Source organism: Klebsiella sp. CN_Kp088, assembly GCF_040064335.1.
Taxonomy (GTDB): Bacteria; Pseudomonadota; Gammaproteobacteria; order Enterobacterales; family Enterobacteriaceae; genus Klebsiella; species Klebsiella aerogenes.
The window spans coordinates 109073-122977 of the sequence record NZ_JBEAIQ010000014.1 but is presented as its reverse complement, the minus strand read 5'-3'; the positions used below and the strand labels follow the sequence as shown (position 1 = coordinate 122977).

The window sequence follows — 13905 nt, the reverse complement described above, 5'->3', positions numbered from 1 at the left end:
TAAAGCGTCGGTTAGTGGGCTTTTGAGACCACCGGGCTACCCGCTGCGCGATCGATGATCGCGGCCAGCACAGCCATCACCGCGGTTGGCAGCAACCATGCCAGACCTTGCGCTGCCAGCGGCAGGCTCGCGGTCCATTGCGGCAGGATATCTGCGAACGCCGATGCTTTAACACCGTCAATGATACCAAACATCAGGCTGATAAACATTGCCGGCGCGATAACGCGGGAGGAATTATGCCACCAACCGCGGGTAAAGCTTAATACCACCAGTGCGATACACGGCGGATAAATAGCGGTTAACACCGGAATCGAGATCTGAATCAGATGGCTGAGCCCCAGGTTAGAAACCGCCATGGAGAACAGGCCGAGAATAAACACCAGCGAACGATACGACAGCGGCAGATACTGCGCGAAGAACTCAGCGCAGGCGCAGGTCAGGCCAACCGCGGTGACCAGACAGGCGATAAATATCAATGCCGCCAGCAGGAAGCTGCCCGCGCCGCCGAAGGTATGCTGCACGTAGGAGTGCAGAATAGCCGCGCCGTTTGCCGACTGATCGACCAGCGTCGCGCTATCGGAACCCAGGCGGAACAGCGCCAGGTACAGCAGCGTCAGGCCCACGCCGGCCATCAGACCAGCCCAGACGGTGTAGCGAGTCAGCAATCGGGCTTCGCTAACGCCGCGGGAACGCGCGGCATTGACGATAACGATACCGAAGACCATCGCCCCCAGCGTGTCCATGGTCAGATAGCCATTGACGAAACCATTAGAGAACGGCGCGGTACGATAGGCTTCCATCGCGTCGCTAATCGGGCCAGCCGGCCAGATAACCGCGGCCACCGCGAGCACGACCAGGGCGATAATTTTCAGCGGCGCCAGGAAATTGCCGACGGTATCCAGCAGTTTGCCCGGATAGAGGGAAACCAGGATCACCAGCGCGAAATAGATAACGCTATAGATAAGCAGCGGCAGCGCGCCGTCGCCGGTCAGCGGAGCAATCCCCACTTCAAATGAAACGGTGGCGGTACGCGGGGTCGCGAACAGCGGCCCAACCGCCAGGTAGCACACCACGGCCAGCAGAATGCCCGCAACTTTGCCGATTGGCGAGCTCAGACGCTCAACGCCGCCGCCGACTTTCGCCAACGCGACTACCGTTAGCACCGGCAAACCCACGGCGGTAATCAGGAAGCCAATGGCTGCGGTCCAGACGTGTTCGCCGGCCTGTAAGCCAACCATCGGAGGGAAGATAATGTTGCCTGCGCCAACGAACAGCGCGAAGGTCATAAAGCCCAGCGCGATGATGTCGCGAGATTTTAACTGATGGGTCATAAATTCATTACTGCCTGTGGATGTGGTGTTGTAAAAAACGGAAAAATACCGTGCCTTCCTTTCGGGATGATACAGCGGCCATTGCCTGTAAACTCAGCGAGATATGCTCTCGAAGCGGCGTGGAAAAGAATTGTTTTTTGAATTACCACGCAAAAGCAGTCTTACCGGGACTGCATAGGGGGCAATTTAAACGCTTATAACGTTTTAAAGCAAGGTGGGATCGTAAAACCAGATGATTATGCTAACTATGATTTTGAACCTGGATTAATTGACCATAACGACGCAAAACGCGTGGCTAATCATGCGAACAATAAATAACCAGGCGTTCGTTTAATACGCAACGAAAAGTTGACTGCAAATGAAAATGACCAGCCGAAGCTGGTCATTGGCAAGGAAAGCTGACAGACGCCGCGTCAGGCGACATTTTTGGCAATTAAACGTTCCGGCAGCAGGAAGCTAAAGCGCGTTCCCTTCCCGACCGTACTTTCGATTTCCAGCCGGCTTTCGTGATGGCTAACCGCATGTTTCACGATAGCCAGCCCTAAACCGCTGCCGCCGGTTTGCCGGGAGCGCGCCTTGTCGACGCGGTAGAACCGCTCGGTTAGCCGGGGTAAATGTTCAGGCGCAATGCCCGGACCGTTGTCTTCAACGCTGAACAGCGCGCCGTGTGGCGCCCGCTGCCAGCTGACGTGAATCTCAGTTCCCGCTGGCGTATGGTTAACGGCGTTGTACACCAGATTGGAAATCGCGCTGCGCAACTGCTCTTCGTTGCCCATCACCTGGAGCGTTTCATCGACGCTAAAGTGCAGCTGATGCTTACCCTGGCTGAGGGTTTGCGCCTCGCGCTCAACCACCCGCAGCATCATCGGGACGTCGATTTTATCATTCATCGCCAGCACCGGCGCGGCTTCAATACGCGAGAGCGTCAGCAACTGCTTCACCAACCCTTCCATCCGCTGCGTTTGCTCACGCATGGTATGCAGCGCTTTTTCCCGCGTCGGCCCTTCCAGCACCTGCTCCTGCATCATCTCGAGATAACCCTGCAGTACGGTGAGCGGCGTGCGCAGCTCGTGGCTGACGTTGGCGAAAAAGTTGCGCCGCGCGCCTTCCAACTGGTGCATTTGCGTGACATCGCGCGCCACCATCAACCACTGTTTATCGCTATAAGGCATCACGCGAATTTCCAGATGACGGGCGTTATTGAGCACCAGATTAAGGGGCTTGGTGAAATCACGGTTTTTCAGATAGTTAGCAAACTCTGGGTAGCGCAGCAGGTTGAGGATATTCTGCCCGCTATCGTCCGGCCAGCGTAGATTAAGGATTTGTTGCGCCAGGCCGTTACACCAGAAGATGGCGCCCTCTTCGGTGGTCAGCACCACCGCATCGGGTAAGGATTCCGCCCCGCTGCGAAAGCGCTTGATGAGGCTCCCCAGCTCGCGGCGACGTTTTTTATTACGCATCTGCATTTGATGCAGACCATACAGCAGCGGTTCCCAACTGCCGCTTCCCGGCGGCGGCGTCATACTGCGATCGACCCACAGCCACCACGACAGACGTAACAAATTCCAGAAATGCCAAATAAGCAATCCGGTCACCGCCGCCAGTAAAAACCACGGCAGATGACCGAAAAACGCCCCGAGGATCAGGGCCGGGATACAACATAAGAAAAGCTCAAGCGCCAGCCTTTTCCATGACAGCCGTTCCAGCACGGGTCACACTCCTGTCAAAATTCAGAAACGGGCGGAGAAACGATATCCCGTGCCGCGAACCGTCTGTACCATCCGGTCATGGCCGCTATGTTCCAGCGCTTTGCGCAGGCGGCGAATATGCACATCCACAGTCCGGTCTTCAACGTAAACGTTGGTTCCCCAAACGTGATTCAGCAGCTGTTCACGGCTGTATACGCGTTCCGGGTGGGTCATAAAGAAGTGTAATAATTTAAACTCGGTCGGCCCCATATCCAGCGGGTTTTCACCGGTCATGACGCGATGCGAGGAGGGATCCAGGCTCAGCCCCTGCATCTCAATCACCTCTTCGACCGCCATTGGCGAAATACGCCGCATCACCGCCTTAATTCGCGCCACCAGCTCCTTCGGCGAAAACGGTTTGGTAATGTAATCATCCGCACCGGTTTCCAGACCGCGAACGCGATCTTCTTCTTCGCCGCGCGCCGTCAGCATCACCACCGGAATATCGCGGGTCATCGCTTCGCGCTTAAGCTGTTTAATAAACTGTAGCCCCGATCCGCCCGGCAACATCCAGTCAAGGAGAATCAAATCGGGCCAGGGTTCATTGAGTTGATTCACCGCACTGTCAAAATCTTCCGCCTCGACGGGCTGAAAGCCGTTTTGCTCCAGAACAAAGCAGACCATTTCGCGGATTGGAGCTTCATCTTCAACGACCAGAATTCTTCTCGCCATTATTTACCCTGTGTTTTTTAGCCATCAGTATAGAAGTGCGCGGCCATTATGCGTCAGATTTGTGACAGATTTATGAAAAAATGACCGTCTGATGAATGCGGATTTTGAATGATGACACGCACTTAACGCATCCTGTCTCGCGGTAATATGGCAAAAGGAATACGGGCGGCGGGATCAACGTTATAATGACCGCCTGGCTTTTATCGCAACGGAATTTTTATGCGCATCCTTCATACCTCCGACTGGCACCTCGGCCAGAACTTCTATAGCAAAAGCCGCGCGGACGAACACGCCGCCTTTCTCGACTGGCTGCTGGCGCGCGCGCAGGAACACGAGGTGGATGCCATTATCGTCGCTGGCGATATTTTTGATACCGGCTCTCCGCCGAGCTACGCCCGCGAACTGTATAACCGTTTTGTCGTTCAACTGCAGCAAACCGGCTGCCAGTTGGTGGTGCTGGCGGGCAACCACGATTCGGTGGCGACGTTAAACGAGTCGCGCGAAATACTCGCCTTCCTGAAAACCACCGTGGTCGCCAACGCCGGCCACGCGCCCTTTATCTTGCCGCGGCGCGACGGCGCGCCCGGCGCGGTCTTCTGCCCGGTGCCGTTTTTGCGGCCGCGCGAACTGGTGGTCAGCCAGGCTGGCCACTCCAGCGGCGAAAAACAGCAGCAGTTGCTCACCGCCATCAGCGACTACTATCAGCAGCAATATCAGCAGGCCTGCGATCTGCGCGGCGAACGGGCACTACCGATTATTGCCAGCGGCCACCTCACCACCGTCGGCGCCAGCAAAAGCGACGCGGTCCGTGAAATCTATATCGGCACCCTCGACGCCTTCCCGGCCAACCGCTTCCCGCCCGCCGATTACATCGCGCTCGGCCATATTCATCGCGCCCAGTTGGTTGGCGGCTGCGAGCATATTCGCTACAGCGGTTCGCCGCTGCCGCTGAGTTTTGATGAAACCGGAAAAAACAAAAGCGTTAATCTGGTCTCATTCAGCGAGGGCAAGCTCAGTGAAGTCACCCCGCTAACGGTGCCGATCACCCAGCCTCTGGCGGTACTGAAAGGCGATTTCGCCAGCATCACCGAACAGCTTCAGCAGTGGCAGGATAGCGCGCAGCAGCCGCCGGTATGGCTGGATATCGAAATCACCAGCGATGAATACCTGCACGATATCCAAAGAAAAATTCAGCAGCAGACCGAATCGCTGCCGGTGGAAGTGTTGCTGGTGCGCCGCAGTCGCGCCCAGCGTGAACGCATTCTGGCCGGCGTTCAGATGGAAACGCTGAGCGAACTGCAGGTCGAAGAGGTGTTTGCCCGCCGCCTGGCGCTGGAAACCCTTGATGCTCCGCAGCAACAGCGGCTGGAGCAACTGTTTACGGAAACGCTGCATAGCCTGAACGGTGAGGAACGCCTGTGAGAATCCTGAGCCTACGCCTGAAAAACCTTAACTCGCTGAAAGGCGAATGGAAAATCGACTTTACCGCTGAACCGTTCGCCAGCAATGGGTTATTCGCGATTACCGGGCCGACCGGCGCCGGGAAAACCACCCTGTTAGATGCTATCTGTCTCGCGCTGTACCACGAAACGCCGCGCCTGAGCAGCGTATCGCAATCGCAAAACGATCTGATGACCCGCGACACCGCCGAGTGCCTGGCGGAAGTTGAATTTGAGGTCCGGGGCACCGCCTATCGCGCCTTCTGGAGCCAGAACCGCGCCCGCAACCAGCCGGATGGCAATCTACAGGCGCCGCGCGTTGAGCTGGCGCGCTGCGACGACGGGAAAATTCTTGCCGACAAGGTCAAAGATAAACTGGAGCTGACGGCATCAATTACCGGCCTCGACTATGGGCGCTTTACCCGTTCAATGCTGCTTTCGCAGGGGCAATTCGCCGCTTTCCTCAATGCCAAACCGAAAGAGCGCGCCGAGCTGCTGGAAGAGCTGACCGGGACTGAAATTTACGGGCAAATTTCCGCGCAGGTCTTTGAAAAACATAAACTCGCCCGCATTGAGCTGGAAAAGCTGCAGGCGCAGGCCTCCGGCGTCGTACTGTTAAATGATGAGCAGCAGCAGGCGTTACAGCAAAGTTTGCAAGTACTTACTGCTGAAGAACAGCAGCAGCTTGCCGAACAGACCCGCCAGCAAAATGGCCTACAGTGGCTGCGCCGCCGTCAGGAGCTAAACGCGGAAGCCACCCAGGCTCAGGCTGCATTACAGCAGGCGCTGCTGGCGCAGGAAGCCGCCGCGCCGCAGCTGGCGGCTCTACAAACCGCGCAGCCGGCAGAGCAACTGCGTCCATTATGGTCGCGGCTGCAGGAACACAGTAGCGCGCTGGCGCAAACTCGCCGTCAGGTTGAGGAAGTAAATACTCGCTTACAGCACAACCTGCGCCGTCGCGCCGGGATCCGCCTGGCTGCCCAACAACGTCTGGCTCAACTAGAATCCAGCCAGCAATCGTTAAATGAGTGGCTTAAAGCGCACGAGCGATTCCACCAGTGGAGCACGGCGCTGGCAGGCTGGAAAGCCACCTTCCAGCAGCTTAACCGCGACGCTCAGCAAGAGTTGACGCTACAACAGCGCCTGCAGGATGCCAGCCGTAAGCTCGGCGAATTGCCGGCCACTGCGCTGACTCTGGATGGAGAACAGGTTAGTCGCGAGCTGACACAGCATGCCGCCGCCCGCCCGCTGCGCCAGCAGCTCTCAACCCTCCATCGCCAGCTGCAGCCGCTGTTCCTGCGTCTGCGGCAGCTACAGAGCGCGGAAAACGCCTCACAGCAGGAAAAAGAGAAGCTTGAAGCCGCGCTACAACAGCGCCGTCAGGCGTGGAAGGAAAAAAATCAACAGCTCAGCGATGTAAAAGCCATCTGCGAACTGGAAGCGCGTATCGCCGGGCTGGAAGCCGAGCGCGCCCGCTTGCAGCCGGGCGCGCCTTGTCCACTGTGCGGTTCTGAACATCATCCGGCGGTCGCGGAATACCAGGCGCTGGTGCCCGGCATCAACCAAACCCGCCGCGACGCGCTGGAGCGTGACGTGCGACAGCTGGCGGAAGAAGGCGCGCAGCTGCGCGGCCAGCTTGAAGCACTGCTTAAACAACAACAAAAAGACGCTGACGAGAAAACATCGCTTCTGCAGCAGGAGCAAGCGCTCACCTCTCAATGGCAAGCCACCCTCACGGAATTAGCGATTACGCTGACGCCGCAGGATGATATTGCCGGCTGGCTGGATAGCCAACAGCAGCATGAACAGCAGCTGTATCAGCATCAACAACGGCTGGCCTGGCAGGCGCAACAGCAGGAGAGCCAACTGCAGCTGCAGCAGTTACAGCAGGATCTCGAACAGCGCCGTCGCGCGCTGCAGGCGGAGCTGGACGTTTATACCCTGGCGCTGCCGCCTGCCGCGGAGGCTAACGACTGGCTGGCCCAGCGTGAAGCCGAAACCCGCGGCTGGCAGGCGAAACAAAATGAAGCCGCCGCGCTGCAGGAACAGCGCCAGCAGCTAACGCCGCTGCTGGAAACCCTGCCTGAGTCAACGGAGGCCGCGGATCCCGCGCCGCTGGAGGGCTGGCGGCAGGTGCATGATGATTGCCTGGCGCTACAGAGCCAGTGGCAAACGCTGGGCCAGCAGGAAAGCCAGCAGCAGGCGCAGGTGAAGGAAAGCGAAAAGCAGTTTACCGCCGCGCTGGCCGCCAGCCCGTTTGCCGACCAAGCGGCCTTTCTTGCCGCTTTGCTTGACGAGGCAACCCGCCAGCGGCTGGAACAACTCAAGCAGACGCTGGAAAAAGAAGTTCAGCAGAACCAAACGCTGGCCCTGCGGGCGCAGACGTCGCTTGAACGCCATCAGCAACAGCCGCCCGCCGATATTGATATTAACCAGCCGCTGGAGCAGCTAGAGAATAGGCTGGAGCAACTGGCGCGCCAGTTGCGGGAAAACAGCGCCCGTCAGGGTGAGATCCGCCAGCAGTTGAAGCAAAACAGCGATAACCAACAGCGCCAGCAATCATTACGTCAGCAGATGGAACAAGCCGCGCAGCAGGTCGAAGACTGGGCCTGGCTGAATGCGCTCATCGGTTCAAAAGAAGGCGATAAGTTCCGTAAATTCGCCCAAGGGCTGACGCTGGATAATCTGGTGTGGCTCGCTAACCAGCAGCTCAACCGCCTGCATGGCCGCTATTTGCTGCAACGTAAAGCCAGCGAGGCGCTGGAGCTGGAAGTAGTGGATACCTGGCAGGCCGACGCGGTGCGCGATACCCGCACGCTTTCCGGCGGCGAAAGCTTCCTTGTGAGCCTCGCGCTGGCGCTGGCGTTATCTGACCTGGTGAGCCATAAGACGCGGATTGATTCGCTCTTCCTTGACGAAGGATTCGGCACCCTGGATAGCGAAACGCTGGATACCGCGCTGGATGCGCTCGACGCGCTTAACGCCAGCGGCAAAGTGATTGGCGTGATTAGCCACGTCGAGGCGATGAAAGAGCGCATCCCGGTGCAGATTAAAGTGAAGAAGATAAACGGTCTGGGATACAGCCGGTTGGAAAAAGCGTTTGCGGTGGAGTGAAGTCTTCCCCTCATCCTAACCCTCTCCCCACAGGGGAGAGGGAATGAGATCACAGCGGCCACAGCCATGCCGCGCCGCGTACGCCGCTGGAATCGCCGTGCATCGCCCGGCGAATCGGCGTCTCGCATTCTCCACCGAACACCCACTGCTTCACCAGCCCCGGTACCGTTTGATACAGGCGTTCGACATTGCTCATCCCGCCGCCTAACACAATGACATCCGGGTCGAGGATATTCACCACATGCGCCAGCGATTTCGCCAGCCGCTGTTCGTAGCGGCGCAGCGCCAGTTCGGCCTTTTCGTCACCTTCACTCACCAGGCGCATAATCTCGCTGCCGGTTAACGGTTTTCCGCTTAGCCGCTGATAGTCGGTGGCGAAGCCGGTGCCGGAAATAAAGGTTTCAATACACCCCTGCTTGCCGCAGTAACAAGGCACTTGCTGACGATAGCGCAGCTCATCATCATCCATCCACGGCAGCGGGTTGTGCCCCCATTCGCCGGCGGAGCCATTGCCGCCGATATGCGCGCGCCCGTTCAACGCCACCCCCGCGCCGCAGCCGGTACCGATAATTACCGCAAACACGGTTTGCGCACCCGCGGCCGCGCCATCGACCGCCTCCGAAACCGCCAGGCAGTTGGCGTCGTTGGCAAGCCGGACCTCACGATTGAGGCGCAGGCTGAGATCTTTATCGAAGGGCTGGCCGTTCAGCCAGGTCGAGTTGGCGTTTTTCACCACCCCGCTATACGGCGAAATCGAGCCGGGGATGCCCATACCGACGGTGCCGCGCTGCCCGGTCGCCTGCTCGGCCATCTCCACCAGCGCGGCAATCGTCTCGATGGTCTGGCGATAATCCTCCCTCGGGGTTGGCAAGCGGTGGCGAAATAACTGCTGGCCCTGCTCACTCAGGGCGATAACTTCTGTTTTTGTTCCACCTAAATCAATACCAATACGCACAGTCTGCTCCTCACCCCGATTAACAATGCAAGCATAGCGACAATTCGCTATCATGCCCGCCTGATTTAACGACAAAGCCGTGGAAATTATCATGCTGTGGTTCAAAAATTTAATGGTTTACCGTCTGAGCCGCGATATCGAATTACGCGCCGAAGAGATGGAAAAACAGCTGGCCGAGCTGACATTTACCCCTTGTGGCAGCCAGGATATGGCGAAAACCGGTTGGGTATCGCCGATGGGATCGCACAGCGACGCGCTGACGCATACGGCAAACGGCCAGATCGTTATCTGCGCCCGTAAAGAAGAAAAGATCCTGCCGTCTCCGGTGATCAAACAGGCGCTGGAAGCAAAGATCCTCAAGCTCGAAGCCGATCAGGGCCGCAAGCTGAAGAAAACGGAAAAAGACTCGCTGAAAGATGAAGTTCTACACTCGCTGCTGCCGCGCGCCTTTAGCCGCTTCAGCCAGACGATGATGTGGATCGATACCGTCAACGGCCTGATTATGGTGGACTGCGCTAGCGCGAAGAAAGCGGAAGATACGCTGGCGCTGCTGCGTAAAACGCTGGGCTCGCTGCCTGTAGTGCCGCTGACGCTGGAAAATCCGATCGAGCTGACGCTGACCGAATGGGTGCGCTCCGGTAGCGTGGCTCAGGGCTTCCAGCTGCTTGACGAAGCCGAATTGAAAGCGATGCTGGAAGATGGCGGCGTGATCCGCGCGAAGAAACAGGATCTGGTGAGCGATGAGATCGCCGTACATATCGAAGCGGGTAAAGTGGTCACCAAACTGGCGCTCGACTGGCAGCAGCGTATCCAGTTTGTGATCTGCGACGACGCATCGATTAAACGTCTGAAGTTCTGCGACGAATTACGTGACCAGAATGAAGATATTGACCGCGAAGATTTTGCGCAGCGTTTTGACGCCGACTTTATCTTGATGACCGGCGAACTGGCGGCATTGATTCAAAGCCTGGTTGAAGGACTGGGCGGCGAAGCCCAGCGCTAACGCGCCACCTTCCTGCCGGGCCCGGAAAGTGGACGCGGCAGGAAGGCGCTTAAATTACAGATAACGGCACAGGTAGGAAGTCGGTTCCGCCACCTGCAGGTGGAATTCGCTATTACCCGGCACGTTAAACACTTCGCCTGCCGCGTAAACTTTCCATTCAGTTTCACCCGGCAACAGCACGTTCAGCGCACCGCTGACCACGGTCATCTCTTCCGGCTGGGCGGTGCCAAAGGCGTATTCACCCTCTGCCATCACCCCAACGCTGGCGCGGCCGGTACTGCTGCTGGTGAAGCCGATAGATTTCACTTTCCCTGAAAAATACTCATTGCTTTGAAGCATAAACAAGACCTTATCATCGTTGGTTGAAGCTTCAATATAGGGGGCGCTCCTTGCCCCTGTCACGCAAAATTAATCGATAACGTCGGGTTAAACTAATAGTTCTGCCGCCAGTCGCGAAACCAGCACATTTGACAATAATACCGGGACATCCAGCGCCTTTTGTAATACGTCGCGGTGATGCTGATGATAGCCAAGACAGTCGAGCACCAGTACATCCGCCCCCTGTTCGACTAAACCTCTTCCTGCATCCAGCAGATCGCTGTCGCTGCCGCCCATCGGGTTCGCCAGCGCATAATAAGGCGTATTTTCTAAAGTGAGCCACTTTTGCCGCTGTAGAGGCAAGACTTCTTCAACGGGTACAATCACGCCCACCTGATGGCCATCGACGATCGAGGCCACCAGCGGCGGAATAATCCGTTCAGGCTCAAGAAGGATAGCGTTGTGCGTCGCCAGGCCGCTCAACTGTTCGGAACTGAGAAGAAGAATGACATCATATTCCTGCCGATCCAGCATCTCGATAACGCAGCGCAGATCGCGCTCCACCTTTTGGCGGGAGACTTCCACCAGTTGGTTATCATTAAGTAAGGTCAGCAGCCCCTGGTCGCCGGATTCCACGGCATAATCTTCCATAACGTCTTCACGCGTCATTTTACCTAACAGGCTAATATGGGTGATCTGCTCTTCCCTGATATGTTCGGTTAACAGCGGCAAAACTTCCGCCACCGGCGCCACGCCAATGGTCAAAATTGCCATCGTTGCACTCATATCATGTACCTTTTCACTACCACTGCTTCAACACAGGCTTTTCACACACGACATCCGCCCCCCTGGTGAGTAAAAATCAACCGTCGAGAAGCGTAGCAGCTCAGCGCCGCTGCGGAATGTAAAGATTCCAGAAGCTTCAGAGTCGCTCCTGAAAAATCCGTGTGTTAGGTATTCATTAGTACCATTGATGAATTAAAAATGTGAGCTGGGCCCGGTATTGCCATCTTCATGACGCAAACCGGGCCGGGGGATTAGGTTTTCTCGGGATCTTCGTAACGCCGTTTGGCGTCTAACGCTTCCTGCTCGGAGGGATGCTCGCTGATCAGCGAATCGGGTGTCGGGTAATCCGCACGCAGCTGATACCAGGTGACCGTCTGACCCGCGGCGCCTTTTTCAACGGCGACAACGCGGGCTTGTCTCGGATAAGGAGGTCTGTTTGGCATTGTTCTTCCTTTTTCGGCTGTCAGAACAATTAAGTATAGGCCCCGCTTTCTTTCCTGACCCAGGTAAAATCCTAACTTACCGTCACATCGCACAGCATGGTCATAATCTGTTCAACCACCGCATCCGGCGTCGCGGTGGCGTCTACGGTATGATGGGCGGTTTCGCGGTACAGGGCCTCCCGTTGCGCCAGCACTTCGCCGACTTCCTCACGGACAGGCTTACCGGTCAGCGTTGGGCGTTGTTCCGCCTGCGGATAAGCTTCCAGCCGCTCAATCAAGGCGTTAACAGAAGCCTGCAGATAAATCACAATGCCGTTTTCACGCATAAACAGACGATTGCGTTCAGCGAGAATAATTCCTCCGCCGGTCGCAATCACCGTATCCGGCAGCGTAACGGCCTTCAGCGACAGCGTCTCCAGTTCACGAAAGCGCTCCCAGCCCTCTTTCTGCACGATTTCCGCTACCGTGCGTTTCTCATGGGCCTGTAAACGATGATCGGTATCGGAAAACTGGAAATGCAGCGCGCGCGCCAGGGCATGGCCGATCGTCGTTTTACCGCAGCCTCGCGGCCCGATGAGAAAAATTGGTTGTGTCATTACCGAAGACCCCCTGGTTCCGCGTGTCGCGGAGAAATAAAGGCGAAAAGTACGCCATGATACCTGCAAATGTCTGCCACGATAACCGTAAAATAATCGTTACATTTTTTAGGGAACCCTATTTACCACAGAGTTTGAATGGATTCCGCATGTAAACTTATCATTGCATTTAGTGTTATGCCAGCTTTACTTAAAGGCGAAGGATTATTTTTTATCCATCGTTTGCCGTAAACGGTAACACATTTCTGCACAGCTTTACGCTGCAATATATTTACAACACCGGCAGACCGTCGCACTCTGACGGTAAATGACCCGTGTGACAGAGGAATGTATCATGCAATCTGAAGAACAACGCCTTATTGATGGCCTGTTTTCCCGTTTAAAAGAGGCCGAGACGCACAGCGCATCGCGCGACGCCAGCGCCGAGGAGCGGATTGCCCAGCACGTAACCCAACAGCCGGCGGCCCCATACTATATGGCGCAAACTATCCTGATTCAGGAAGCGGCGATCAAACAGCTTAACGACCGCATTCAGGCGCTGGAGGCGCAGGTTAGCCAGCTGCAGGCGGCAAAACCGAGCAGCGGCGGTTTCCTGTCGGGCCTGTTCGGTGGCGGCCAGTCCCGCGGCGCCGATCCGATCCCAGGAGCCGAGCAATATGGCCGCCCGCAGACGAATAACGCGCAACCGCAGTATGCGCCACAGCAAAACTATGCCCCGCAGGCGGCAGGCCGCAGCGGCGGCGGCTTTATGGCGGGCGCACTACAAACCGCGGCCGGGGTGGCAGGCGGCGTGGTGCTGGGCAATATGCTGACCAATATGTTCAGTGGTTCACATCCGCAGGAGATTGTGAACATCATCGATGAACAGCAGCCGCAGCAGCAACAAGATGTCAGCCCGACGCTGGATAATAACGCCGCCGAGGATCCGTTCCGCCAGCAGGACGACCCTTTCCTGGCGGACAATAATACCTTCGACTCCGATTTCGACGCCGGCTTCGGCAATGACGATGATTTCGGTAGCGATGATGACAGCTGGGTTTAATCCTGCTGGCGTTTAACCGCAAGCAGCCACTTCTCCAGCTCGGCGGCGAATAACTGCCGATCGCGCTGCGATAAACTATCCGGGCCGCCGGTCTGTACGCCGCTGGCCCGCATCGTCTCCATAAAATCACGCATCGTCAGGCGCTCGCGAATGGTCGCCTCACTGTAGCGCTCGCCGCGCGGATTCAGCGCCGCACCTCCTTTCGCCAGCACTTCCGCCGCCAGCGGGATGTCAGCGGTGATCACCAAATCGCCCGGTTCACAGAGACGGACAATCTCGTTATCGGCAACATCAAAACCCTGCGCCACCCGTAGCGCGCGGACGTAGCGCGACGGCGGAACCCGCAGCGACTGGTTGGCGACCAGCGTCAGCGGCGTCTGCGTGCGTTCGGCGGCGCGGAACAAAATTTCTTTAATGACATTCGGACACGCGTCCGCATCTACCCAAATCGCCATTTC

Annotated in this window: 13 protein-coding genes; 4 read left to right on the top strand and 9 right to left on the bottom strand. The window is 57.1% G+C overall.

The features are described 5' to 3' along the window. Nucleotides 1–11: 11 nt before the first annotated feature. The 3 genes from brnQ to phoB form a co-directional block, all read right to left on the bottom strand. On the bottom strand, nt 12–1331 hold the full coding sequence (brnQ, locus tag ABLV08_RS04150) for a branched-chain amino acid transporter carrier protein BrnQ (protein WP_015368011.1): 1320 nt from the start codon (nt 1329–1331) through the stop codon (nt 12–14). 413 nt (nt 1332–1744) lie between these two features. After that, complete coding sequence (phoR, locus tag ABLV08_RS04145; RefSeq protein ID WP_015704551.1) at nt 1745–3040, bottom strand: phosphate regulon sensor histidine kinase PhoR; 1296 nt, start codon at nt 3038–3040, stop codon at nt 1745–1747. A 21-nt stretch (nt 3041–3061) separates the two neighbouring features. Further along, nucleotides 3062–3751 (bottom strand): phosphate response regulator transcription factor PhoB, encoded by a 690-nt coding sequence (gene phoB, locus ABLV08_RS04140; RefSeq protein WP_004099401.1) that lies wholly within the window; start codon nt 3749–3751, stop codon nt 3062–3064. A 219-nt stretch (nt 3752–3970) separates the two neighbouring features. On the opposite strand from phoB, the gene sbcD reads away from it, so the two are divergent. Both sbcD and sbcC read left to right on the top strand, forming a co-directional pair. Then, a complete protein-coding gene (gene sbcD, locus ABLV08_RS04135) occupies nt 3971–5173 on the top strand; it encodes an exonuclease subunit SbcD (RefSeq protein WP_047056098.1) in 1203 nt (400 codons plus the stop codon). Further along, entirely contained in the window at nt 5170–8304 is a 3135-nt protein-coding gene (gene sbcC, locus ABLV08_RS04130) for an exonuclease subunit SbcC (protein WP_047056099.1), read from the top strand. Before sbcD ends, sbcC begins: the two co-directional genes overlap by 4 nt. A 49-nt stretch (nt 8305–8353) precedes the next feature. Here the strand turns inward: sbcC and mak are convergent, their stop codons facing one another. Further along, a complete protein-coding gene (mak, locus tag ABLV08_RS04125) occupies nt 8354–9259 on the bottom strand; it encodes a fructokinase (protein ID WP_348855597.1) in 906 nt (301 codons plus the stop codon). Between the two features lie 91 nt (nt 9260–9350). Between mak and rdgC the strand changes: the two genes are divergently transcribed. Continuing rightward, a complete protein-coding gene (rdgC, locus tag ABLV08_RS04120) occupies nt 9351–10262 on the top strand; it encodes a recombination-associated protein RdgC (RefSeq protein ID WP_015368016.1) in 912 nt (303 codons plus the stop codon). Nucleotides 10263–10316: 54 nt separating this feature from the next. On the opposite strand, the gene ppnP is transcribed toward rdgC, so the two are convergent. From ppnP to aroL, 4 genes are all read right to left on the bottom strand, one after another. Continuing rightward, nucleotides 10317–10601, bottom strand: a complete 285-nt coding sequence (gene ppnP / locus ABLV08_RS04115) for a pyrimidine/purine nucleoside phosphorylase (protein ID WP_015368017.1) — start codon at nt 10599–10601, stop codon at nt 10317–10319. Between the two features lie 87 nt (nt 10602–10688). After that, a complete protein-coding gene (locus ABLV08_RS04110; RefSeq protein ID WP_015704547.1) occupies nt 10689–11366 on the bottom strand; it encodes an AroM family protein in 678 nt (225 codons plus the stop codon). A gap of 251 nt (nt 11367–11617) precedes the next feature. After that, nucleotides 11618–11809, bottom strand: a complete 192-nt coding sequence (locus ABLV08_RS04105) for a YaiA family protein (protein ID WP_015368019.1) — start codon at nt 11807–11809, stop codon at nt 11618–11620. 71 nt (nt 11810–11880) lie between these two features. Beyond that, nucleotides 11881–12405: a shikimate kinase AroL gene (gene aroL / locus ABLV08_RS04100; protein WP_032707531.1), complete on the bottom strand. Its 525-nt coding sequence runs from the start codon at nt 12403–12405 to the stop codon at nt 11881–11883. A 334-nt stretch (nt 12406–12739) separates the two neighbouring features. Between aroL and ABLV08_RS04095 the strand changes: the two genes are divergently transcribed. Beyond that, nucleotides 12740–13447 carry a DUF2076 domain-containing protein gene (locus ABLV08_RS04095; protein ID WP_020079511.1) on the top strand — a complete coding sequence of 236 codons (708 nt, stop codon included), beginning with the start codon at nt 12740–12742 and terminating at the stop codon, nt 13445–13447. Here the strand turns inward: ABLV08_RS04095 and ABLV08_RS04090 are convergent. Beyond that, a complete protein-coding gene (locus tag ABLV08_RS04090) occupies nt 13444–13902 on the bottom strand; it encodes a YaiI/YqxD family protein (protein WP_015368022.1) in 459 nt (152 codons plus the stop codon). The genes ABLV08_RS04095 and ABLV08_RS04090 overlap by 4 nt on opposite strands. Nucleotides 13903–13905: the final 3 nt, after the last annotated feature.

What these genes read in the sequence shown, in the direction of transcription:
- brnQ (WP_015368011.1), bottom strand. Translation starts at nt 1,331, where the DNA reads ATGACCCATCAGTTAAAATCTCGCGACATCATCGCGCTGGGCTTTATG.
- phoB (WP_004099401.1), bottom strand. Translation starts at nt 3,751, where the DNA reads ATGGCGAGAAGAATTCTGGTCGTTGAAGATGAAGCTCCAATCCGCGAA.
- sbcD (WP_047056098.1), top strand. Translation starts at nt 3,971, where the DNA reads ATGCGCATCCTTCATACCTCCGACTGGCACCTCGGCCAGAACTTCTAT.
- rdgC (WP_015368016.1), top strand. Translation starts at nt 9,351, where the DNA reads ATGCTGTGGTTCAAAAATTTAATGGTTTACCGTCTGAGCCGCGATATC.
- ppnP (WP_015368017.1), bottom strand. Translation starts at nt 10,601, where the DNA reads ATGCTTCAAAGCAATGAGTATTTTTCAGGGAAAGTGAAATCTATCGGC.
- ABLV08_RS04110 (WP_015704547.1), bottom strand. Translation starts at nt 11,366, where the DNA reads ATGAGTGCAACGATGGCAATTTTGACCATTGGCGTGGCGCCGGTGGCG.
- ABLV08_RS04105 (WP_015368019.1), bottom strand. Translation starts at nt 11,809, where the DNA reads ATGCCAAACAGACCTCCTTATCCGAGACAAGCCCGCGTTGTCGCCGTT.
- aroL (WP_032707531.1), bottom strand. Translation starts at nt 12,405, where the DNA reads ATGACACAACCAATTTTTCTCATCGGGCCGCGAGGCTGCGGTAAAACG.
- ABLV08_RS04095 (WP_020079511.1), top strand. Translation starts at nt 12,740, where the DNA reads ATGCAATCTGAAGAACAACGCCTTATTGATGGCCTGTTTTCCCGTTTA.
- ABLV08_RS04090 (WP_015368022.1), bottom strand. Translation starts at nt 13,902, where the DNA reads ATGGCGATTTGGGTAGATGCGGACGCGTGTCCGAATGTCATTAAAGAA.